Below are 22,980 nucleotides of genomic sequence, written 5' to 3' on the forward strand. Positions count from 1 at the left end.
TCGCGAATGAATTCGCTCCCACAGGAATAAGCCTGCACTTCAGCGCCGAATGCCAGGCAACGCCGCCAACGCCCGCTCCCACACCTGCCGCGTCCTGACCCACACCAGTTCCTGCCAGTCCGGGTCCGCCGGGTAAAACTGCTCCAGCAACCCCTGCTTGATCCGCCGCCCGATTTCGTCCAGCGGATCGCCATGCAGGTGCAGCCAGTGGTCGTCACGCAGATGGCCGTGCACAACGTCCCCTGGGTAGGTGCCGCATTCGATGACAAACGGCATCAGGTGCACACCGGGCAACGCATTGAGCAGCATCTGCGAGGTGTAGCCGGTGGAGGTCGCCGCGACGCCGGTTTCGCTGACCTTGTTGGCGCCGGTGATCAGGGTGAACAGCCACGGCCCGAACAAGGCCTTCGCGTCGTCGAGCGCGGGATAGGCCGACTCGACGATGCTCATCAGCATCGGATGCCCGTAATCCCCGGCGCCGGTGTGCAGATCGAAACAGGCAGCGACCTCGACACCTTGCAAATGCGTGCCGACGATGTGACGCAACGTGCGATTGGACCAGCTTGGCCCGCTGCCGCCGTAAAACAGCCCGTCAGCAAAGGCATATTGCCCTGCTTCCACCACCGACATCAGGCCCGACCAGCCGCGCTCGGCAATCGCGGCGTTGAACAACGCATCGGCCTTGTCACGCTGCGGGCCCTGTAGCTGCTCGCAGGCATAGATGGCGTGCACGTCGTGATAGGCGCGGTTGTCCGGCAGCGGCTGACTGAAGTCCAGGTAATTGCGGTTCTGGTCGAGGTTGTCTTCGTTGACCCGACGCATCCACGCCGTGCCCCAAGGGTTGATGAGGTGAATCATCAGAATCGCCACGCCGTTTGGCAGCTCGCGCCCCTTTAGGCCTTCCAGCCAGCGGCTCTGGCAATCGGAGCCGTAATAGCCCTCCACGCCATGGGTGCCGCTCAACGCCACCAGCACGCGCTGGGCATCAGGCGCCCCCACCCAGGCCACATCGGTGAACAACGCCTCGCCAAACGGGCCGCTCAGCGGGTGCGGGTATTCACTCAACTGTGCGCCGACCGCAGATGCCGCCTTGAGAAAGCGCTCACGCAACGGGCAGTATCCAGGCGTGGCAGGAAAAAACGCGCTCATCGAAATCCTCCCCGACAACAGCGAAACGGGCAGCACGCCACGGGTGTCTCGCTGACAAAAGAGCAGAGTCTACGCTTGCGACACACCCAAGCAACACCTACTACACTGACCGACCATCGCGTATCCTGCGCCTTTGTTTTTTTCCGCATCAGGTGCCCGTCATGACCCCACTTCCCCTGACTTCAGACCGCCGTGGCTGGTCATTCTGGTGGAAACCGCTGCTGTTCCTGCTGATCGCCGCCGCTGGCCTGTATTACGTCAAATGGTCGCCGTACTACCTGAAATCCTTTGTCGCTGCCGACACCCACACCCTTGGCGGTTCGATCATTAACGACAACCCTGCCTCCCCTTGGGCCGCTGCGCTGGCGTATGCGCAGGTGTATTTCCTGGCCATCTGGAAGGCTGCGGTGCTGGCGATGATTCTCGGCTCGCTGCTGCAAGTACTGATTCCCCGGGACTGGCTGCTGCGCATGTTCGGGCGCGCAGGGCTGGGCTCTACGGTTCGCGGCGGCCTGTTCGCCCTGCCCGGCATGATGTGCAGTTGCTGCGCGGCGCCGGTGGCGGCGGGCTTGCGCAAACAGAAGGTGTCCGTTGGCGCGGCATTGGCGTTCTGGATCGCCAACCCGGTGCTCAATCCGGCGACGCTGGTGTTCATGGGTTTCGTGCTGGGCTGGGGTTTCACGGCGCTGCGCCTGCTGGCGGGGATTGTGCTAGTGATTGGTGTTTCACTGGTGGCCCAGCGTGTGGCGCGACCCGAAGCAGCGCCTGAACAAGCGCTGGAGGCGGTGAGCGAGGCCGAGGCGCCCGATCAAGGCAGCTTGCTCAACCGCTGGGCGCGAACCCTGTGGCAGCTGTTCTGGACCACCATTCCAATCTATGTGGTTGCCGTGCTGGTGCTCGGCGCTGCCCGGGTCTGGTTGTTTCCCCACGTGGACGGCGCCATGGGCAACAGTCTGCTGTGGTTGCTGCCGCTGGCCATCGTCGGCACGCTGTTTGTCATCCCCACGGCGGCCGAGATCCCCATCGTGCAGACCCTGATGGCCTTGGGCCTTGGCACCGCCCCCGCCGTGGCGCTGCTGATGACCCTGCCCAGCGTGAGCCTGCCGTCACTGCTGATGCTGCGCAAGTCCTTCGACAGCAAGGTGCTGGTCACGGTGGGCGTGCTGACGATGCTGGTGGGCGTGATCAGCGGACTGATCGGCGCGGCGGTTCTGTGATTTCGCGCTGAAGTCCCGCAAGCCGCCCAGCGCTACAGCGGCGGGCGGCTTCTGTGCCTGAGGTAGTCGACAACCGCCTGCCGGTCACCGACAAACTCGATGCGCGCCTGCTTGCTGTCGCGCTGATAGGCGTACATGGGGTCGTAATACTCGCTCAAGAGCGCACTGATCCACGCCCTGTGCTCGTCGACATCCCCGTTGTGTTGCTGGGCCTGCAGCGCGCTGTCCATGATTGCCGAAAGCCGCTGATAGCGCTCGCCTCCCAGACGTCGAACGATGCTCGACAAGCTCGTTCTCAGACGCTCGGCATAAGCCATGAACCCCGTCTCGATGCCCTCCACCGCAATGAATTCGGCGCACAGGTCGACCACGTAATCCTTGAGAATCCGCTCCACCCGACCTTCGACGCTGTCTTGCAGCCACACCAGCGGCGCTGCCTGCATGCGTCGGTACAGCGTCAGGGGCACGGCACGGCTGCCGACCACGCGGCTTTCGTCTTCGATGACGAAGCTGTGCACATCCGCGTCCCGCTTTTTGAGGATGTCGATGGCCAGGCGGTTCTCGAAGTCGATTTGCCCAGGCTGCGGCGTGGCGTGCTTGCCGAAACTTGACCCACGATGGTTGGCATGGCCTTCCAGGTCCAGCGTGTTCTTCAGTTGATGCAGCACCTCGGTTTTACCCGTGCCGGTCATGCCGCCAAGCAGGACGAGGTCACACTCCAGGACCGCCTGCTCGGTGGTGCCGATCAGAAAATTACGCATCGCCTTGTAGCCGCCGACGATGCGCGGGTAATCGATGCCGGCCTCGGTTTTGAGCCATTGCTGGGTGATCTGCGAGCGCAGGCCGCCCCGAAAGCAATACAGGAAACCGTCGGGATGCTGGCTGGCGAACGTGCGCCAGGCCTGGATACGCGTCTGCTTGAGCTCACCCGACACCAGGCTGTGGCCCAGCTCGATCGCCGCCTGTTGACCTTTTTCCTTGTAACAGGTGCCCACCTGCTGGCGTTCGCGGTCATCCATCAGGGGCAGGTTGACCACCCCTGGGAACGCGCCTTTACCGAACTCTACCGGTGCGCGCACATCCATCATCGGCACGTCATTAATGAAAATGTCGCGAAAATGAGCACTGTTGTCGCGCATCAGGACACCTCGACAGCGAGTCGCTGTCGCTCGCCCAACTCGCCGATCGGCGAAAGGTTCAGCCCCAGCGCTTCGGCCACAGCGAGAAATTCGGCTTCCTGCGCAGGCTCGACCGCAATCAACAGCCCGCCGCTGGTCTGCGGGTCACACAACAGCAGCTTCTGCGCCTCGGTCAGCGAGCCAATGCGCTCGCCATAACTGTCGAAATTGCGATGGGTGCCACCAGGAATGCACTGCTGCTCACTGTAGAAATCGACACTGCCCAGACGCGGTACGGCGCTGGCGTTCAGGTACGCGGTAAGGCCGCTGCCGTCGGCCATCTCTACCAAGTGCCCCAGCAACCCGAAACCGGTGACATCGGTCATCGCCTTGACCCCGGGCACTCTGGCAAAACGGCTGCCGGGTTTGTTCAGCATGCACATCACGTCACGCGCCAAGCCCACGTCCTCGTCACGCAACAGGCCCTTTTTCTCGGCGGTGGTGAGGATGCCGATACCCAAAGGCTTGGTCAGGAAGAGCTTGCAGCCCACGGTGGCGGTGTCGTTGCGTTTCATGAAGCGCTTTTCCACCAGGCCGGTGACTGCCAACCCAAAAATCGGCTCAGGCGCATCGATGGAGTGACCGCCTGCGAGGGGAATGCCTGCGGCGTCGCACACGGCTCGACCACCCCGAATCACCTCTCGGGCGATTTCCGGGGCCAGCACGTTGACCGGCCAGCCAAGAATCGCGATGGCCATCAACGGATCGGCGCCCATGGCGTAGATATCGCTGATGGCGTTGGTCGCGGCAATGCGGCCGAAATCGTAAGGGTCATCGACGATGGGCATGAAAAAATCGGTGGTGGAAACCACGCCTTTTTCGTCATCGATGGCGTACACCGCCGCGTCGTCGCGCGAGGCGTTGCCGACCCACAGGCGGGGATCGAGGTTCTGCGCGCCGCTGCCGCTCAAAATGGTTTCCAGCACATTGGGCGAGATCTTGCAGCCACATCCCGCGCCGTGACTGTACTGGGTAAGGCGAACCGTGTCGTTCATGTGAAACCTCTGAATGGCGAGGCTGTGAAGTCTACCAGAGGCGCGGCGGACGTTTTTCGGTCTGTGCGACGCTCAGGTCCTGGCCATCGCCCGTGCGCTCAACACCTGTGCCAGCAACAGCGCTCCCACCCCCAGCAGCGCATCCCGCAAACCGATGAAATGGGCGGCGAAACCGATCAGCGCGGGGCCCAGCAGAATGCCGCAATAACCGACACCGGTGATGACCGCGATCGCCAACCCTGCAGGCATGGCCGTCTGCGCGCCGACGACGGAGCAGTACACCGGAAAGGTGTTGGACAGCCCCAGCCCGATCAAGGCAAAGCCCAGCAAAAATAGCGGCCAGGGTTGCAGCAGCACGGCCATGGCAAAACCGAGCATCACCATCAGGCCTCCGCCGATCAGCAGCTTCACGGCGCCGAAGCGGTTCCTCAGGTAATCGCCCGAAAACCTGCCAGCCGCCATCGCCAGCGAGAACACCGCATAAGCGCTGCCTGCGATGGTCAGGTCGATCTGATGGGCGCGATTGAGGAACACTGCGCTCCAGTCCAGAATCGCGCCTTCGACCAACAGCGCGACGAAACACAACAAACCGACTGTCAGCACTCGACCTGTCGGCCAGGTAAATCCTGCCGCGGGGTCATCGGCGCCATAAGGCACCAGATGCCGGGCATGCCAGAGCAAGGTACCCGCGACGATTGCTACGACCACGCACACCGCCAGCAAGGGTGATGCCCCGCCCCACAGCAGCAGGCCCATCAAGGCAGCGCTGAGAATACCGCCGAGACTGAACAGCCCATGAAAACCGGACATCAGCGGACGCCGGTGGTCCTGCTCGACCATCAGGCCTTGGACGTTCATCGCGACATCAATGCTGCCAAGTCCCGCGCCGAATGCGGCCAGCGCCAGCGTAAGCCCCGCGAAGGATGACAGGCTCGCCAGCAGCGGCAGCATGCTGCAGATCAGCGCGCCGCCTGCCAGCGCCACCGCACGGCAGCCTTTGCGGGTCGTGAGCATGCCCGCCAGCGGCATGGCCAGCATCGAGCCCAGGCCGAAGCACAGCAGAAGCAGGCCCAATTGGGCCTCCTCCAGCCCGGCGCGATCCCGGGCGAACGGCACCAATGGGGCCCAGGCCCCCAACGCCATGCCCGAGAGCAGGAAGGTGAAGCGGTAGCTCCAGAGGTGAATGAGCGTGGGGGTGTGCGCAGTTTGGGCGGTGGACACGGGGACAATCCAGAAGAGTTCAAGCGTAAAAATGAAGAGATGCCCACTGGATGTAAGGAACATCACTGACAACCCTGTGGGGGCTGCAGGAGCTGTGCGACCGCCGCGAATGCGGTGTATCAGACGATCCATTTGATCCTGACACACCGCGTTCGCTGCCTTCGTAACCTCCGACGTCTCCCACAGCGAGTCACACCGCAGACATCAGCGGGCTCTCTGGAAGGCGCTACATCATGGGTGCCACCATGCTCACCACCCGCAAGGCCAGGCCTTCGTAGGCATCCAGCGTAATGGTGAAATCGCCGGCCTCGGTCAGATCGCCCTCGACCCGCTCGTTGATGATGTCCACCACAGGTCCCGGTGCAATGCCGGGCAGGTGCAGGGTTTCGACGATGGCCTCGGCGCTGAAGTTAAGGGCCGTGATCTGCGTGCCCTTCCCGGCAGGCAGCTCGTGCACCATGATCAGCAGACCCGGATGCTCGACATCGGGGATCAGGATTTGCCGGCTCGCAGCAATGTCGTACGCGCGTCGCACGGCGAGGATTTTCTTCAGTTGCGAGGCAAAGGAATCAGGCCGCTGCAATTGATCGATCAGGCTGCCATACAGCGTCCTGGCGCGAGGCATGCCGCCGGCGGAACGCTGACTGTCGGGGTCCAGGTCCACCAGATCGTAGGCGCCCCGGTGAATCCAGCGGGTGTCGCCATCGCCCATCAGATGCGCGACATCTTCGGCAGGCAGCGGCAAGGCGCCCACCAAGTCCCAGCCCGACAAGGCAAACACCCCCGGCTGCATGGCATTGAACATCACCAGCAGCAGGTGAATGTGCTGGATCTGCTGAATGTCGGCTTGAGTGATGGCGTCCAGATCGCGAATACCCAGCGCCGCGGTGATGATGCTCGCGGTGGTGCAGGACACACCGTTGGTGACGAACTTGAGGTTATACGGCGCGTGCTCCCCCGCCAGACGCTCGTACATCTCCTCGCGAATGTGCTCGCGCAGAATGTTGCCGGGGAAGGTCTGGCCCATGTACAGGTACTGATCGTGGGCATGCAGCGTCCAGAAATGCACCAGCTCAAGGGTCAGCTCATCGTGGTTCTGCAAGGCGTGAATCAAGGACGCCGGGTCGATACCGAACTCGTGCACCTGACGCAGCATCAAGCGCAGAAACTCGGTGCGCCCGGTGAGCAGCGCGTGCTGGTAGGCCGGGCGATTGATGAAGTCATAGGACAGGTCGGCGCCGCCATGGGACATCGCGGCGATGTCGTCGATGGTCAGGTTCAGCTCCTGAAAACTGAAACCGCCAGCCTTGCGAATGGCCCCGGCCAGCAACTGGTTGCCGGTGATCGACAGCGGATGGCTTTCCGACCAGGCCGTGCCTTCGGCCTTGCGCTCGACGCCGAGGAAGCCGTTGGCGTCCAGACGCAGCACCCGGGCGCCCATCACGTCGATGGCGTGCAGGGCGTCGCCGATGATCATCTGTTGCGCGGCGAAGCTGGGGTCCAGCCAGTTCAGCGACGGCTGGCCTTCCTTGAAGTAATGCAGGTAGACCCAGCGCCGGTCCTTGCCATCTACGCCCGTAATCACCGGCGTGGCACTCCAGTCGGTTTCCTTGACGCCGGGTTCGAAGAAGATCACCCGCTGCAACTGGCCAACGATGTAGTGTTTGTCGCGCAGGGCGTCGACCGTGGCAGGCGGCAGGTTCACCGCATCACGCCCTGCCGGCACCTCCGGCAGCAGCGACCAGTCTTCTTCCTTGATTTCGACCATATGGTACAGGCCGGGGTAGTCCTCGTAGGCCAGCTCGGCGAGGCGGAAATCCGCGCCCTTGCCGGTATGGGACGGGATCACGTCGTCGACGATCACCGCGTTGTGCGCGGCGGCGATGCGGCTGAGGTTGAGAAATTGCGCATCGGTGCCCAGCTCGGTATCGACTTCGAAGCTGATGCGGTCGAAATTGCCGTCGATGCTGGGGGTTTTCTTGCGACCCTTGAGCCCCCCGGAGGCTTTCAGCGGGCCGTTGTGAATGCCCTGAATGCCGATTTCCGAGAGGGTGTGCCAGAGTTTTTCATCCCCCAGCGCCTCCAGCACGGAGCCGCCCTCGCGGGTGATGATCGACGCGGGGTAAGCGGTGAACCACACCGACGCACTGGCCGAGGCGTCCCGTGGGCGGGCTTGGGCGTAGGGTCGTTGCCAGAGCCGGCCCTGGCCACCATAGAGTTTGGCGCGTTGCTTTGCGGCGTGGAGCATTGACTGTTCTACCAGCCATTCCACGTACTGCTTGTCCGGTGTGGTCATAGGGTCTCCGTCTTCAAGGGGAATGGAGAGGTCGCCCGATCCGCACCTGCGCGCGGCACGGGACGATCCTGTCTACGCCGTTGCTTAAGTCTATGAGCACTCACAGCCGCAAACGTTCGTTGCGTGTAGAGATACAACGGGGACCAAGTTCACGGTAACGGAGTCTGAACCCGGCGCTGTACGTGTGGGGGCTGCCCTCACCCCCGCGCAGCGTTGACGATGAACTCCTGATACCCGGACACAATCACGTACACCGCGAAATAACAGAAGATCGCCGCCGAGACCCAGTACGAATACTTCAGCAAGCGGTCCCTCAACAGGCGCCCGCCGTGGCTGGCGGCAAAACAAATGAACGCGCACCAGGCCACGCCCGCGCTGAAGAACCCCGACAAAAAGAACGCCGTGCTCAGGCTGCCATGGCCCCCCGCGCGGGAGATCAGCGTGCCGCCCACCGCCGCGAACCAGAGAATGGCCGTGGGTGACGAGACCGCCAGAAACACGCCCCGGGAGAACTCGCGCAGACCCGAGCGGTTGTCGCTTTCGGCGGCCATGGCCAGCCCGCTATGGCTGCTCAAGGCCGAAATGATCATCTTCACGGCGAAGAAGATCAGCAGGACCGAGCCGCCAAGCCACAGTGCCCAGCGCACCCATTCGTATTGCAGCAGCACGGTCATGCCCGCCAGCGCCAGGATCGCGTAGAACAGATCACCGAAGCAGGTGCCCAGCCCCAGCCAGAAGCCCTGTAAATAGCCGCGCTGCATCGCCAAGGTGATCATCGCGATGTTGGCTACGCCAATGTCCAGGCACAGGGAAAGGCTCAGCAAAAAGCCGCTGGTGAACTCCATGTTTGATATCCGTCGAACTGCATTCAGAAGAAAGGTTGGAAGCAAGCAGCGCGCAGGATAGCGGGATTGCGCCGGTTTGCCGATGGTCGGGTCGTCGATACGGTCAGTTTCCAGAGCGTCAAGGCTCTCAGCCCAAGCCTTGCGAGTAGACCAATTCAGCGCTTTTTTGCTTCGCAGCTATACCGCTTTCCCGGCCGCTGGCTAGAATTTCCCATCGAGATCGGCGCATGGGAACTGAACGTGGAACTGCACATCGTCATTCAAGGCCGCAAGGACCTGGCCAATCAACTGTATGAACAACTGCGCGATAACATCGAATCCGGGCGCCTGGCCGCTGGCGTGCAACTGCCGCCCAGCCGCTTGCTGGCGACGCAACTGGGCCTGTCACGCAAGACCATCTCGGACACCTACAGCCGCCTGACCTACGAAAATTATCTGGTGGGCAAGATCGGCAGCGGCACCTTCGTCAACACCCGCAGCGCGCCGACGCCGCGCAGCCAACGGCCCTCTCGACTGGCCAGCCAGAAGCGCGTGGATGACTGGGAAAGCATCTCCCTGCCCCTGCGTCATCCGACCTTGGAAGGCACGCTGCGCTGCGATTTCATTGGTGGTGCGATGGCCAAGACGCAGTTTCCCCTCGACGAATGGCGGCGCTGCACGCTTTATGCGCTGCGCCAGATGTCCCAGGCGCGCGGCTTCTACAGTCAGCCCGAAGGCGTTCAACCTCTGCGCAGCGCCATTGCCGGGCACATCGCCTTTGCCCGGGGCGTCAAATGCGTGGCCGACGACGTGGTGGTGTGCAACGGTGCGCAACAGGCCCTGGACCTCATCGCCCGGGTGTTGATCGAACCCGGCTGCACCGTGGCCATGGAAGACCCGGGCTACACCCCCGCCCGCCAGCTGTTCGCCGCTCAGGGCGCCCATGTGGTGAGCGTGCCGCTGGACAGCGAAGGCATTATCGTCGAGCGGATCCCGGACGATGCTCACGTCATCTACGTCACCCCCTCGCACCAGATGCCGTTGGGCATGCCCCTGAGCCTGGCACGGCGTCAGGCGCTGCTGGACAAGGCCCGACAGATCGGCGCGATCATCATCGAAGACGACTACGACAGCGAGTTCCGCTACGAAGGACGGCCAACTGATTCGCTGCAAAGCATGGATGAGTTTGGCGTGGTCGCGTACGTCGGCACGTTCTCCAAGACCCTGCTCCCCGAGCTGCGACTGGGCTATGCGGTACTGCCCAAGGCCATTCGTGAAGCGGTGATCAAAGCCAAGCAACTGACTGACTGGCACACCAGCACCCTGCCGCAATGGGCGCTGACCAAGTTCATCAACGAAGGCCTGTTGAACAAACACATTCGCCGCTGCCATGGCATCTACGCCGGGCGTCGTGAGCGAATCCTGGCACGCTTCGCGGGCGATCTGTCGCAGTGGATGGAAGCCATTCCCTCCACGGCCGGCTTTCACATGGCCGTGATGTTCAAGGTGCCGATCAATCTGCCGCTGCTGGTCAGCCTGGCGCGCAAGGTGGAAATCGGTTTCTACCCGCTGACCGGATTCTTTCATGACGTGCCGCGACGCGATGGCCTGATCCTCGGCTTTGGCGCCGTCGAAACCCTGGACATCGACCCGGCACTGGATCGACTGCGTGATATTCTGGAACAGATCGCCTGATCGACGCGCGGCCATTGGATCAACCGCCTCATTGCCCCAAAAGTCGTGCCTTGCGGCTGAAATCTTGCAGTTGTATGATGTCCGTCAACATCGACTGACCAACAGGTCCTGTCAGCGTCGCCCACGCTTCATGCAACCCCAGATTCCCTGTCAGGCCGTGGCCTGACCGTTTCGACCCAAAAATAACAGGAGAAGCAGATGCCTAACGTTCTCGGCCAGAACTTCATCGGCGGCGCCCGCAGCGGCCTCGGCGAAGCCCGTCACAAGAGCCTCGATGCCACCACTGGCGATGCCCTGCCTTATACCTTCCACCAGGCCACCGACGGCGAAATCGACGCTGCGGCCCTGGCGGCCAAGGATGCTTTCGTTGAATACCGCCAGCTGAGCCCGGCCCGTCGCGCGGAATTCCTCGACGCCATCGCCGATGAGCTCGATGCCCTGGGTGATGACTTCGTTGCCCTCGTTTGCCAGGAAACCGCGCTGCCGGCCGGTCGTATCCAGGGTGAACGCGGTCGCACCAGCGGCCAGATGCGCCTGTTCGCCAAAGTGCTGCGTCGCGGCGACTTCCTTGGCGCGCGCATCGACCAGGCCCTGCCGGATCGCAAGCCTTTGCCACGGGTTGACCTGCGCCAGTACCGCATCGGTGTCGGCCCGATCGCCGTGTTCGGCGCCAGCAACTTCCCGCTGGCGTTCTCTACCGCCGGTGGTGATACCGCCTCGGCACTGGCCGCTGGCTGTCCTGTGGTGGTCAAGGCCCACAGCGGCCACATGGCCACGGCCGATCTGGTCGGTCAGGCCATCGTTCGCGCCGCCGAGAAAACCGACATGCCTAAAGGCGTGTTCAACATGATTTTCGGCAGCGGTGTGGGTGAAGGCCTGGTCAAGCACCCGGCCATTCAGGGCGTGGGCTTCACCGGCTCGCTGCATGGCGGCAATGCCCTGTGCAAACTGGCAGCCGAGCGTCCACAGCCGATTCCGGTGTTCGCCGAGATGTCGAGCATCAACCCGGTGGTCCTTCTGCCGGGCGCACTCGCTGCCCGTGGCGCGACCATTGCCAGTGAACTGGCCGCATCCGTAGTCATGGGCGCGGGCCAGTTCTGCACCAACCCGGGTGTGGTGATCGGCATTCGCTCCCCTGCCCTGAGCGCCTTTATCGAGCAGCTCAAGGAGCATATGGGTGGCCAGGTGCCGCAAACCATGCTCAACGAAGGCGGCCTGCGCAGCTACAGCAAAGGCGTGCAGAAACTGCTGGCACACCCGAGCGTGACCCACCTGGCCGGCAAACCGCAGGAAGGCCGTCAGGCTCAGGCGCAGCTGTTCAAGGCGGACGTGAGCATGCTGCTCAATGGCGACGAACTGCTGCAGGAAGAAGTCTTCGGCCCGACCACGCTGCTGATCGAAGTGGCTGACGACGCCGAGCTCAAAGCCGCACTGCAGGCCCTGCGTGGCCAATTGACCGCGACCCTGATCGGTGAAACCGCCGACCTGCAGAAGTACCAGTGGCTGGTGCCGGTGCTGGAAGACAAGGTCGGCCGCATCCTGGTCAACGGCTACCCGACTGGCGTGGAAGTCTGCGATGCCATGGTCCACGGCGGCCCTTACCCTGCGACCTCCGACGCCCGTGGCACCTCGGTCGGCACCTTGGCGATCGACCGCTTCCTGCGTCCGGTCTGCTACCAGAACTACCCGGACAGCCTGCTGCCGGCTGCGCTGCAAAACGCCAACCCGCTGGGCCTCAAGCGCCTGGTCAATGGGGAGTGGAGCAGCGACGTCATCGCCTGATGATCGCTTGATCCGCTGAACAAAAACAGCGCGCCCCGCAAAGGGCGCGCCGTTTTTTATTACTCGTGCAGATGGCCCCCTGTGGGAGCGAATTCATTCGGGAGGCGCCAGATCAGCCACGACCTATGTCGACTGTTACGCCGTCTCGCGAATGAATTCGCTCCCACAGTCAGTTCCCGTCGCGGCCGCGAACATTGCCAGCCATGACAAGCCCCTTTAGCATCGCCGCCTGCTTCTGTTTCCAAGGGAAAGACACCATGAACAACGAACTTCAGATCATCGACCTGCAAGAAGGCACCGGCAAGGCAGCCGTCAAAGGCGCGCTGATCTCCACCCAGTACACTGGCACGCTGGAAGACGGCACGGTGTTCGACTCTTCCTGGGATCGCGGCAAGCCGTTTCAGTGCGTGATCGGCACCGGTCGGGTGATCAAAGGGTGGGATCAGGGCTTGATGGGGATGAAGGTCGGCGGCAAGCGCAAGCTGCGGGTGCCCTCGCACTTGGCCTACGGCGAACGCGGCATGGGCAAGCACATCACGCCGCATTCGAACCTGATTTTCGAGATCGAACTGCTGGAGGTGCTGACGCGGGATGATTGATTCGGGTTACGGTGTGTTCTGGTTCTGGCCGCAGGCGTTCGGCCAGAACCGAACCCGGAGCGTCAGCGTCAGCGTCAGCGTCAGCAGCTTCAGGACGCCACGCCCGCTCCGGTCTTCATCAAGACATTGGCCAGTTTGCGCGCCAGCTCTTCTTCTTTATAAGGCTTCTGCACGATCAACTGCTGGTCGACGTCGAGGATGTCGATGTCGGCAAACCCGGTGATGAACATCACCGGCAGACCCGGGTGCTCGCGGCGCACCAGCTCGGCCAGCTCAGCGCCAGTCATGTTGGGCATGGCGAAGTCGGTCAGCACCAGTTCGATGGCCGGGTCGATCTTTCTCAAAGCATCGTCACCATTCTCGGCCTCAACCACCGAATAGCCCAGCGAGCTGAGCATCATCGAGGTCACCGAGCGCACGTCGGGGTCGTCGTCCACCAGCAGAATCGTGCGATGCAGATCGTCGGCGTCGGCGTGGCCCGGCATGTCCGAGACATTGACCATTGGCGTCGCGGTCTGGGCGATGCTGGGCAGGTAGACCTTAATCGTGGTCCCTGCGTTTTCCGCTGTGTCGATACTCACGCCGCCACCGGACTGCTTGGCGAAACCGAACACCTGAGCCAGCCCCAGGCCCGAACCCTTGCCCACCGCCTTGGTGGTGAAGAACGGCTCGAAAGCCTTGGCCAGCACTTCTTCGCTCATGCCACAGCCCGAATCACTCACCGACAACACTACATAAGCCCCCGGATCAGGGTCTTCAGGGCGTTGCGGCAGGCGATAAACCATCTCGTTCCAGGTGCTCAAGCGCAATTGGCCGCCTTGGGCCATGGCATCGCGGGCGTTGATCGCCAGGTTGAGAATGATCATCTCGGTCTGGGTCGGGTCGACCAGCGCGCTCCACAAGTCGTCGGCCAGTTCGGTCTCGACCCACACGCTGCCGCCCAGCGCACGACCCAATAGCTCGCGCATGCCACCAATGGTGTCGTTGAGGTTGAGCGCCACGGGCTCCAGACGCTGACGTCGAGAGAACGACAGCAGCTGGCTGGTCAGCTTGGCGCCGCGCTCCCCGGCTGAACGAATGTTTTCCAGGCGCTGGGGCGACTTGGTGAAGACGCCCTTTTCCAGATCCCGAGCGAGGAAGTTCGCGCTGGTGAGGATCACCGTCAGCAGGTTGTTGAAGTCGTGAGCCACGCCCGCAGTGAGCTGCCCCACCACTTCCAGCCGCTGCATCTGTTGCAGCGCCGCCTCGACCCGCTCACGTTCGCGGATCTGATCGCGCAAGCGTTTGTTGGTCGCCGCCAGCTCATCCATCACCGCACGCTCACTGGAAATGTCGCGCACGGCGGCGTACATCACGCCCTCGTCGGGGACGATGGTCCAGGACAGCCAGCGGTAACCGCCATCGGCGTGGCGCAAGCGGTTGACAAAGCGGGTGGTGACGTTGCCGTTGGCGACACTGGCGGTCTCGCGCAATGTCGCTTCCAGATCGTCCAGGTGAATCAGCTCACCCAAGGTCTGGGTATGGAAATCCGCCCGCGTCCAGCCCAAGGTCGCTTCCCAGGCCGGGTTGAGGGCTATCGGCGTCATGTCGAAACGCATCACGCCCAGCAGCTCCCGGGACAACTCCCAGGTGCGGTCGCGCTCGCGGGTACGCTGCATGACGCGCTCATTGAGAATTTCGTTGAGTTGATGCAGCGCCTCAGTGGCCTGCTTGCGCTCGCTGATGTCCTGCATGACACCGGTAAAGCGCACGCACTGGCCGTTTTCGAACAGCGAGCGGCCGTTGGAAAACACCCAGCGTTCGACATCGCCTTCGACCAGCAGGCGATGCTCGATCTGAAAGCCAGTGTCGGCCGCCAGCGCCGCCATGACTTTGCTGTGCAGCAGGTCACGGTCATCGGGGTGGCAGCGGGAGAACATGAACGCCATGCTTACCGGCGCATCGACGGGCAAGTCGTAGAGGGTCTTGCAGCGCTCGTCCCAGAGCAGGGTTTCGGTGCGCGGGTCGTACGTCCAGACGCCCATTTCCGCCGCTTCGATGGCCAGATGCGCGCGGATCTCGGTTTCCTTGAGGGTCTGCTCGGCGTGCTGGCGTTTTTCCCGCTCGCGCACCTCAGAGACTGCGCGAATCACCGCTTTGGGCAGCATCTTCAGGTTCTGTTTGAGCACATAGTCGATGGCGCCCATGCGCATCATCTCGACCGCATGTTGTTCACCGAAAATGCCGGACAGAAAGATGAAGGGGGTCTGCGGCGCCAGGCGCAAGGCGCTGTTGAGCACCTCGGGGCCGGAGGAACCCGGCAGCAGATAGTCACTCAAAATGAGATCGAAACGCCGGGCCAGCAGCTCGCGCTCCACTTGCTGGTGGTTGTAGACCAGCGTGGCGTCGATTTTCAGCCCACTGTTTTCCAGGGTGAGCAGCGTCAGTTCGGCATCGTGCGGACTGTCTTCAACCAGAAGCAACTTGAGTAGCGATAGCGGCATGAATAGTCGTCGTTTGTTGCACAAAGGCCTTCGCCACCCGCATTTCGCAGGACAGCTCAAGCCTTGGAAACCGGGGAATCAGGAGCCCGGACGGCGTGACAGTCGCAGCGAACCTGGTGGCGGCTCGTTGAGAACGGCCCAGAAAACCCCGAGATCGGAGATTGCCGAGACGAATTCCTTGAATTCGACCGGTTTGACCACGTAAGCGTTCACTCCCAACGCATACGCGCGTTGAAGGTCGGGCTCTTCGCGGGAGGAAGTCAGCATGACCACCGGAATACTGCGCAGCTCGTCGCTTTCGCGAATCGCCTTGAGCACTTCAAGACCGTCGAGTTTTGGCAGTTTCAGGTCCAGCAACAGCACTGCCGGGTTACCCGCCGCGCGGTCATGATAAGCATTGCGCCGGAAGAGATAGTCCAGCGCTTCGGCGCCGTCACGCAACACGATCACTTCGTTGGCCAACTGGCTACGCTCCAGAGCGACGAGGGTCAGCTCCAGGTCGTTGGGATTGTCTTCCACCAGAAGAATGGGTTTTAACATTGGGCGTCTCCTCGGACACTCAAAGAGTTACGGTCAAACTGCGCTTGGGCAGCGCAAAGTAAAAAGTGGCTCCCTGCCCCAGCTCGCCATGGGCCCAGACGGAACCATCATGACGTTCGATAATCCGGCGTACGCTGGCCAGGCCAATGCCCGTGCCTTCGAATTCTTCCATGCGGTGCAGGCGCTGGAACACGCCGAACAGCTTGCTGGCGTATTGCATGTCAAAGCCCACACCGTTGTCGCGGATGTACACCACGACCTTGCCGTCCTCTTCATAACTGCCGATCTCGATCACCGCGGCGCTTTGCGTGCGGCTGTACTTGATGGCGTTGGACAGCAGATTACGCATGGCCAGGTGCAGGAATGCGGCGTCGGCGATCACCACCGGCAACGGCTCGGGGATGTGCCATTGCAGGTCGCGGCCTTCGTAATCGGGCTGCATTTCCCGGCGTATCGCTTCGACCATGGCGTTCACGTCCACCTCCGAGTAGCGCATGGCCGAGCGGCCCATCTGCGAAAAACTCAGCAGGTTGTCCACCAGGGTTCCGGCGAAACGCGCCGACTCGCCGATGTTTTCCAGAAAACGCATGCCGCGCTCGGACAGCTTGCTGCCTTCGATGTCGGCCAGCAGCTCGGCGTAACCGGCAATGTGACGCAACGGTGCGCGCAGGTCGTGGGACACGCTGTAGGAAAACGCTTCGAGTTCCTTGTTGGACTTCTTCAATTCCTCGGCCAGCGAGGCCATCTCCTCGGCCTTGCGCAGCACAATGCCGAGCACCGCAGCGCGCAGCTCGACGACGCCTTCGGTGTCCAGCTCATCCCAGGGTCTGGAAAAGCCGCGGACGGTTTCCTGCCACAGGGCAAAGCTGTGGCGCGGGCTGAGTGAGCCAGTGTCGCTGACGTTTTTCTCCGGTTTCCCGGCCCAGTTGACCACGCGAGCCTGCTCGGGGCGGAACCAGATGATGTAGTTCGAATGCAGCTCAGAGATCGCCATGGCCAGCACGCCGCTGACCGAACGGCTCAGTTTCGGCAACTGCGGGATGTCACGGCCGACGTTGTCCGACTGGAACACGTCATGGCTGTTGCGCTGGCTCAGCCACTCGGTCAGGGCCTGAATCTGCTCGCGATCGGGCGTCTCGCCGTAGACATCCACGGTTGATTCGGAAATCACCGCAGCGCCTGTCGCCTCGACGAAGCCCAGCAGCACCTCCGGCATCGAGCGCAGGCCACCGACCACGCTGTCCAGATCCGCCATGGCGGCGAGCATCTGCACGATCTGCCGACGCAGGCTCAGCATGCGCTGGGTCTTGGCCTGGGCTTCCTTGGTTTCGATCTGCAGCGACAACACGCTGCCGAGCAGTTCGCAGGCGGTGCGGGTCTGAAAGCTGACCGAACGCGGCGTGGCGTGGTGGCAGGAGATCAACCCCCACAACTGCCCGCGCACGACGATGGAAATCGACATCGAGGCCAGGGTCTGCATGTTGCGCATGTACTGCAGATGCACCGGCGAGACGCTACGCAGCGTGGCGAAGCTCAAGTCCAGCGGCGCCCCGGTGACCGGGTTGTTAACCGGCACCAGCGGCGAGGCCTGGTAGTTGGCGTCTTCGATCACGCGGATACGGTTGGCCAAGTACAAGGCCCGGGCCTGGACGGGAATGTCTGTGCCGGGAAAACTCAGCCCCAGATAGCTCGGATAGCCGTCGTCGGCCACTTCAGCGTTGACCAGGCCGTTGCCATCAGAGTCGAAACGGTAGGCCTTGACCCGGCCAAATCCGGTGATGCGCTTGACCTCGCAGACCGAACGCAGACACAACTCCTCGATGCTCTCGCTCTCCTCCATCTGGCTGATGAAGGTGCGCATCAGGGGGTAGACATTGCCGTACGCAGCGGTCATGTCGCTGGACGGTTCGAACTCGGCGATCAGCACCCGGTCATGGCGGTGCACCATCATTGCAATAGGCTTGCCCGCCTGGGAGCCTGCAAGAAAGCGCACGTCGCCGACATGGAACGGGTTCTGGTCGTCTTCCGGCAATGCAGCCAGGCGGTCAAGCAAGCGCGGGCATTGGTCGAACACCTGATCCAGCGCCGAACCGATCAGGGTCTCGGGCGCCAGGCCCAGCCAGCCGCTGACGTTGGCGCTCACCTGGCCGATGGTCATCGTGTTTTCGTCGATCACCAGCAAAAAGCCCTGGGGCTGGATGCTGCCGGGGATCTGGATCGGCTCACGGGCGCAATTGTCGATCGCGCTTTGCTGCAGGTCCGGACTGAGGGTCAACGGTAAATCTCCTTCACCTGTGGTCCCATCACGCGAAGTGCGCCACAGGTGGGTGCCAGTCGGCCTGGCACTGAATCAGTGAACGTGAACAGTAACAAAAATCACGCATCTTTATGTCGTTTACATGGCAACTGGTCGCATTAAAGGTACATGGTGTCAGGCATCCAGCATGGTCCTGACCTTGTCGAGGAACTCCGCCAGCTGGAAAGGCTTGGTGATCATGTCCATGCCCTCCCCCAGAAAATGCTGGCGATTGAGCGCGTTTTCCGCGTAACCGGTCATGAACAGCACTGGCACATCCGGTCGCCAGCCGCGCATCCGTTGCGCCAGTTCGCGACCATTCATCAGGGGCATGCCGACATCGGTCAGCAGCAGGTCGATCGAAGCGTCGTGCTCCAGCAACGACAGCGCCGTGGTGACATCCCCGGCCTGAGTGCAACGATAGCCTGCGTCGGTGAGGATCTCGTTGACGAACATGCGCACCGATTCAGTGTCCTCGACGATAAGGACATGCTCGCCCGCGCCCAGTTCGGTGATGGGCGCCCCAGGGACCGGTACCACGGTCTGATCCAGCGCCGCCGGCAGCATCAAAGTCACTTCGGTGCCATGCCCGACAACGCTGCGAATGGTCACATCGCCGCCGGACTGCCGGGCAAAGCCATAGATGGTCGACAGCCCCAGCCCGGTGCCCTCGCCAAGAGGCTTGGTGGTGAAAAACGGATCGAACACTTTGTCGAGCAAATGGTGCTCGATACCCGCACCGTCGTCGCGTACGGCCAACGCAATATAAGCCCCATCCTCAAGGCGTGAATTGCCTTGGGAATACGCCTCGTACGTGCTGATGGTGATATTGCCGCCGCCGGGCAATGCGTCCCGGGCGTTGATCACCAGATTGAGTAACGCGCTTTCCAGCTGGCCGCCGTCAACCATGGCCACGACGCTGCGCGAGGTCAGTTCAAGGGTCAGGCCGATGCGTTTGCCGATGGTTCGGCTGAGCAGCTCCTGGAGCGAGCGCACGTGATGATTCACGTCGGTGGCGCGCGTATCCAAAGGTTGTTGACGAGCGAAAGCCAGCAGCCGATGAGTCAGTGTCGCTGCGCTCTTGGCCGACGCCAGCGCGGCGTCAGCATAGGCCATGACCTTTTCCGGCCGGTGGTCCGCGGTGCGTTTCTTGATGAGTTCCAGCCCAGTGACAATGCCGGTCAGCAGGTTGTTGAAGTCATGGGCAATGCCGCCGGTAAGCTTGCCGATGGCATCCATTTTCTGCGCCTGCAACAGCTGCGCTTCGGTGCGCTCACGCTCGGCCACTTCATGGGCCAGCTGCGAGCTGACGGTATCGAGCTGCGCCTTGTGGGACTGCTCGCGGCGCCGATGCTCGGTGACGTCTTCAACGAACACCAGACTCAGACCGTCGACCCGATACGGCGAGACCTGCCATTCGGTTTCGCGCAGATCGCCCTGCACCAACATGCTCAGCGTGCCCTTCCAACGCTCGCCAGCTACCAGCGCTTCACGCAGCCCGGCGATGGCAGCCGTCTGGTCGTCGCCGAAACAGCGCAACACCGCGTTGTCCGTCGCGCCTTGGGCAATCAGCCGGGAAAAGGCATGGTTGCATTCGTGAACCTTGAGTTCGCCGTCCATGACCGCGATGGGCGCCGACACGTTAACGAAAATCTCGTGGAAACGGTCCTCGCTGTCGCGCAGCGCCGCCTCGGTATCGCGTACCCGCAGCAGCGTGCGCAGGGTCGCCAGCAGCACGTCAGGGTCGACAGGATGCACCAGGTAAGCGTCGGCGCCCGCCTCAAGGCCCGTGACGATGTCGCCGGTCTGGATCGACGCCGCAGACACATGCACCACCGGCAGCAACGCGGTACGGGCTTCGGCACGCAACTGACGCACGATGTCGAAGCCGCTCATGTCCGGCAGGTTAACGTCGAGAATCAGCGCGTCCGGAACCTGCTGGGCGATCAGCGCAAGGCCTTCGGTGCCCGTCCCGGCCTCCTGGACGATGAAGCCTTGACGCTCCATGCGCCGACGCAAGGCATAACGGGTTGCAGCATTGTCATCGACAATCAGCAGCCGACTGTCAGGTTTCATCACCGTGCTCCTGAGCGACCGCCAATGGAATCACCACATAAAAGGTAGAGCCCAGCCCTGGCTGACTCTCCAGCCCGACCCGACCGCCCAGCAGCTCCGCAAACCGCTTGCACAACGACAGCCCCAGGCCGGTGCCGCGCAGACGCTTCTGCAACGGCGAGTCGACCTGAATGAAGTCTTCGAACAGCGCGGCATGCAGCTCGGGGGGAATGCCGATGCCGGTGTCGCTGACGGCAAAGCGGATTTCCTGTTCGTTCTCCAGCCGCGCTGATACACGCACTTCGCCACGCTGAGTGAATTTCAGAGAATTGGAGACGAAATTGCGCAGGATCTGCGCGAGTTTCTTGTCGTCGGTGTAGAGCCTTGGCAGGCCCACCGGCTCTTCGAAAATCAAGTCCACCGCCGAAGTATCAACGATGGGTCGGAACATCCCGCGCAACGCCGAGAACAAGTCGAGCATGTCAAACCAGGCGGGCGAAATGGTGATGCGCCCGGCTTCGATCTTCGCCAGATCCAGCAGGTCGTCGACCATGTCGCTCAACTCCCGCGCGGCGGTGCTGACGAACGCCACCTGTTTGTGCTGCTCGGGGCTCAGCGAGCCGTCGAGTTCGTCGCTGAGCAGGCTAGCGATGCTCAGGATCGAGCCCAGCGGCGTGCGAAACTCGTGACTCATGTACGACAGAAAGCGGCTTTTCAGATCCGAGGCCTGACGCAACTGCTCCGCCTGGGTGTCCAACTCGGCGTACAGCGCCAGCACACCCTGGTTGGTTTCATCCAGTTCGGCGCGCAAGGCCTGGGCCTCATCGCGCAAACGTTGAAGCTCTGCTGACGCCACATCGGCACCTTGAACGGGGTTGTCAGTCATCGAGCTTCTCCAGAGCAATCACCAATACCGTTACGTCATCCCTGCCCCGGCAAAAATCGCGATGCAATACCGCTGCGATGATGGCCGGGTGTCGGTACATCAGACCCGGGTAGTCGCGAAGATTCCATCGAGATTGCAGGCCGTCGCTGTACAGGACCAACAACTGCCCGACGCATTGAGCGTAGCCCAAGGCCTGAATTTTCCGGTATTGCAGGCCGACGATACCGGGGTGCGAGGCCAGACCCCGGGTTTTATCTTCGCCGATCAGCGTGGCGCCAATATTGCCAATGCCGATGAACCCCAGACTGTCCCGTTGCCCGTCGAATTGCGCAATCGCCACGGCACCACCGCGCGAGCCACGCATGTCGTGATGGATGTCGTCGAGTAGCAGAGTGAGGTCGGCGAAGGGCTCGCGATTGAACGCCGCCGCGCCCGCCCTGGCGGCACCCTCAGCCTCGGGGCCATGGCCCAGGCCATCGATCATCAGCAGGCTGACATGTGCCCCGTTGATCGCTACTTCCCAGGCATCGCCACACGCCGGATCGTCGTGCAAGGAGTGCTGCGACACACCCAGGCGCAGATCGCGAACGTTTGCGCCACGGGGATAAAAACGCGTTAACAACACCGTGCCACGGCTGTCGCTGTGGACATCGAAAACCTGGGCCTGACGCAGGATCGAGCCCAGGCCGATGCCTTGCGTGCCTCGGGTGGAAAACCCGTCGGGCATGCAGTCCTGCAGATCGAACCCCTGGCCACGATCAATGGCAATGACTTCAACCCCTGGCACCTCGCCCGCCAGGGTGCGCAGGTGCAGCTCGCCATTGCTGGCGTGCTTGAGAATGTTGCTGGCAAGCTCGGTCACCACCAATGCCACGCGACCGCAGTCGGTGTCATCGAAGCCCAATTGCTCGGCGAGTTTCTGGGCGATGCGTCGGGCGTGCCCCACCTGGCTGCTGTCTTCGATCGCCAGCACTTGCGTCAGGTGACTGTGCAGTCTCAGGTCCATTTGCAGATCGTCACCCGAGTGCCTGCGCCGGGCGCGGTGTCCAGTTCGAAATCATCGACCAGCCGCTTGGCGCCGGTCAGGCCAAGGCCCAACCCGCCACCGGAGGTCCAGCCATCGGTCATCGCCAGCTTGAGATCGGGAATGCCAGGGCCTTCGTCGCGAAAGGTCAGGCGCAAACCGGTGCGCGTGCCGTCCTCGACGATCTGCCAGTCCATGTCGCCGCCGCCGCCATAGACCATGGTGTTGCGCGCCAGCTCGCTGACCGCCGTTACCAGTTTGGTCAGGTCGATCAGGCGCATGCCACAGTCCTGAGCCAGCTTGCGGGCCATTTGCCGGGCCAGCACCACATCCTGCTCGATATGAATACCCTGAGTGCCGCTGCTGCTGACGTTCATTGGGAATAGGCCCGCTCGCGCAACAGCGTCATGCCCCGCTCGACGTTGAGCGCCGTGCTCACACCCGGCAAGGTCATGCCCAGTTCGACCAGGGTGATCGCCACGGCAGGCTGCATGCCCACCAGCACGGTTTCGGCGTCCATGATCCGCGACAGGCCGGAAATCATGCCGATCATGCGGCCAATGAACGAGTCGACCATGTCCAGCGCCGAGATGTCGATCAACACGCCACGCGCCGAGGTCTTGCTGATGCGCTCGGACAAATCGTCCTGCAGCGTCAGCGCCAGCTGGTCGTGCATGTCCACCTGAATGGTGACCAGCAGAAAGTCGCCCATCTGCAGAATCGGAATCCGCTCCATGGGT

18 protein-coding genes are annotated in these 22,980 nt (G+C 62.4%); 4 read left to right on the plus strand and 14 right to left on the minus strand.

Annotated features, from left to right (window positions below):
- Window positions 1–39: 39 nt before the first annotated feature.
- Window positions 40–1,149 carry a DUF2817 domain-containing protein gene (locus tag AC07V9_RS26390; RefSeq protein WP_495018568.1) on the minus strand — a complete coding sequence of 370 codons (1,110 nt, stop codon included), beginning with the start codon at window positions 1,147–1,149 and terminating at the stop codon, window positions 40–42.
- Window positions 1,150–1,310: 161 nt separating this feature from the next.
- Between AC07V9_RS26390 and AC07V9_RS26395 the strand changes: the two genes are divergently transcribed.
- Window positions 1,311–2,366: a permease gene (locus tag AC07V9_RS26395; protein ID WP_495018569.1), complete on the plus strand. Its 1,056-nt coding sequence runs from the start codon at window positions 1,311–1,313 to the stop codon at window positions 2,364–2,366.
- A gap of 32 nt (window positions 2,367–2,398) precedes the next feature.
- On the opposite strand, the gene mnmH is transcribed toward AC07V9_RS26395, so the two are convergent.
- The 5 genes from mnmH to AC07V9_RS26420 form a co-directional block, all read right to left on the minus strand.
- Entirely contained in the window at window positions 2,399–3,505 is a 1,107-nt protein-coding gene (gene mnmH, locus AC07V9_RS26400) for a tRNA 2-selenouridine(34) synthase MnmH (RefSeq protein WP_495018570.1), read from the minus strand.
- Window positions 3,505–4,539, minus strand: coding sequence for a selenide, water dikinase SelD (gene selD / locus AC07V9_RS26405; protein ID WP_495018571.1), 1,035 nt, complete (start codon window positions 4,537–4,539; stop codon window positions 3,505–3,507). Before selD ends, mnmH begins: the two co-directional genes overlap by 1 nt.
- Window positions 4,540–4,611: 72 nt before the next feature.
- Window positions 4,612–5,760 (minus strand): MFS transporter, encoded by a 1,149-nt coding sequence (locus tag AC07V9_RS26410; RefSeq protein ID WP_495018572.1) that lies wholly within the window; start codon window positions 5,758–5,760, stop codon window positions 4,612–4,614.
- Window positions 5,761–5,986: 226 nt separating this feature from the next.
- A complete protein-coding gene (treS, locus tag AC07V9_RS26415; protein ID WP_495018573.1) occupies window positions 5,987–8,056 on the minus strand; it encodes a maltose alpha-D-glucosyltransferase in 2,070 nt (689 codons plus the stop codon).
- 197 nt (window positions 8,057–8,253) lie between these two features.
- On the minus strand, window positions 8,254–8,901 hold the full coding sequence (locus tag AC07V9_RS26420) for a LysE family translocator (RefSeq protein WP_495018574.1): 648 nt from the start codon (window positions 8,899–8,901) through the stop codon (window positions 8,254–8,256).
- Window positions 8,902–9,141: 240 nt separating this feature from the next.
- On the opposite strand from AC07V9_RS26420, the gene pdxR reads away from it, so the two are divergent.
- The 3 genes from pdxR to AC07V9_RS26435 all read left to right on the plus strand — a co-directional run bounded on the left by pdxR (window position 9,142) and on the right by AC07V9_RS26435 (window position 12,956).
- Window positions 9,142–10,575 carry a MocR-like pyridoxine biosynthesis transcription factor PdxR gene (pdxR, locus tag AC07V9_RS26425; RefSeq protein ID WP_495018575.1) on the plus strand — a complete coding sequence of 478 codons (1,434 nt, stop codon included), beginning with the start codon at window positions 9,142–9,144 and terminating at the stop codon, window positions 10,573–10,575.
- A gap of 198 nt (window positions 10,576–10,773) precedes the next feature.
- Window positions 10,774–12,357, plus strand: coding sequence for an aldehyde dehydrogenase (NADP(+)) (locus AC07V9_RS26430; protein WP_495018576.1), 1,584 nt, complete (start codon window positions 10,774–10,776; stop codon window positions 12,355–12,357).
- 257 nt (window positions 12,358–12,614) lie between these two features.
- The gene (locus AC07V9_RS26435) at window positions 12,615–12,956 is read left to right on the plus strand and encodes an FKBP-type peptidyl-prolyl cis-trans isomerase (RefSeq protein ID WP_495018577.1); all 342 of its coding nucleotides are present in this window, start codon (window positions 12,615–12,617) and stop codon (window positions 12,954–12,956) included.
- 89 nt (window positions 12,957–13,045) lie between these two features.
- On the opposite strand, the gene AC07V9_RS26440 is transcribed toward AC07V9_RS26435, so the two are convergent.
- The 8 genes from AC07V9_RS26440 to AC07V9_RS26475 form a co-directional block, all read right to left on the minus strand.
- Window positions 13,046–15,439 carry a response regulator gene (locus AC07V9_RS26440; RefSeq protein WP_495018578.1) on the minus strand — a complete coding sequence of 798 codons (2,394 nt, stop codon included), beginning with the start codon at window positions 15,437–15,439 and terminating at the stop codon, window positions 13,046–13,048.
- Between the two features lie 78 nt (window positions 15,440–15,517).
- Window positions 15,518–15,979, minus strand: coding sequence for a response regulator (locus AC07V9_RS26445; protein WP_495018579.1), 462 nt, complete (start codon window positions 15,977–15,979; stop codon window positions 15,518–15,520).
- A 19-nt stretch (window positions 15,980–15,998) separates the two neighbouring features.
- Window positions 15,999–18,254 carry an ATP-binding protein gene (locus tag AC07V9_RS26450; protein ID WP_495018580.1) on the minus strand — a complete coding sequence of 752 codons (2,256 nt, stop codon included), beginning with the start codon at window positions 18,252–18,254 and terminating at the stop codon, window positions 15,999–16,001.
- A 156-nt stretch (window positions 18,255–18,410) separates the two neighbouring features.
- Window positions 18,411–20,351 carry a PAS domain-containing hybrid sensor histidine kinase/response regulator gene (locus tag AC07V9_RS26455; protein WP_495018581.1) on the minus strand — a complete coding sequence of 647 codons (1,941 nt, stop codon included), beginning with the start codon at window positions 20,349–20,351 and terminating at the stop codon, window positions 18,411–18,413.
- Entirely contained in the window at window positions 20,341–21,216 is an 876-nt protein-coding gene (locus tag AC07V9_RS26460) for a sensor histidine kinase (RefSeq protein ID WP_495018582.1), read from the minus strand. Before AC07V9_RS26460 ends, AC07V9_RS26455 begins: the two co-directional genes overlap by 11 nt.
- Window positions 21,209–22,222: an ATP-binding protein gene (locus AC07V9_RS26465; protein WP_495018583.1), complete on the minus strand. Its 1,014-nt coding sequence runs from the start codon at window positions 22,220–22,222 to the stop codon at window positions 21,209–21,211. Before AC07V9_RS26465 ends, AC07V9_RS26460 begins: the two co-directional genes overlap by 8 nt.
- Entirely contained in the window at window positions 22,213–22,617 is a 405-nt protein-coding gene (locus tag AC07V9_RS26470) for an anti-sigma regulatory factor (RefSeq protein ID WP_495018584.1), read from the minus strand. The genes AC07V9_RS26465 and AC07V9_RS26470 overlap by 10 nt, the downstream gene beginning before the upstream one ends.
- The gene (locus AC07V9_RS26475) at window positions 22,614–22,976 is read right to left on the minus strand and encodes an STAS domain-containing protein (protein WP_062381930.1); all 363 of its coding nucleotides are present in this window, start codon (window positions 22,974–22,976) and stop codon (window positions 22,614–22,616) included. Before AC07V9_RS26475 ends, AC07V9_RS26470 begins: the two co-directional genes overlap by 4 nt.
- Window positions 22,977–22,980: the final 4 nt, after the last annotated feature.

Source organism: Pseudomonas sp. GW821-FHT02A11, from assembly GCF_059421985.1.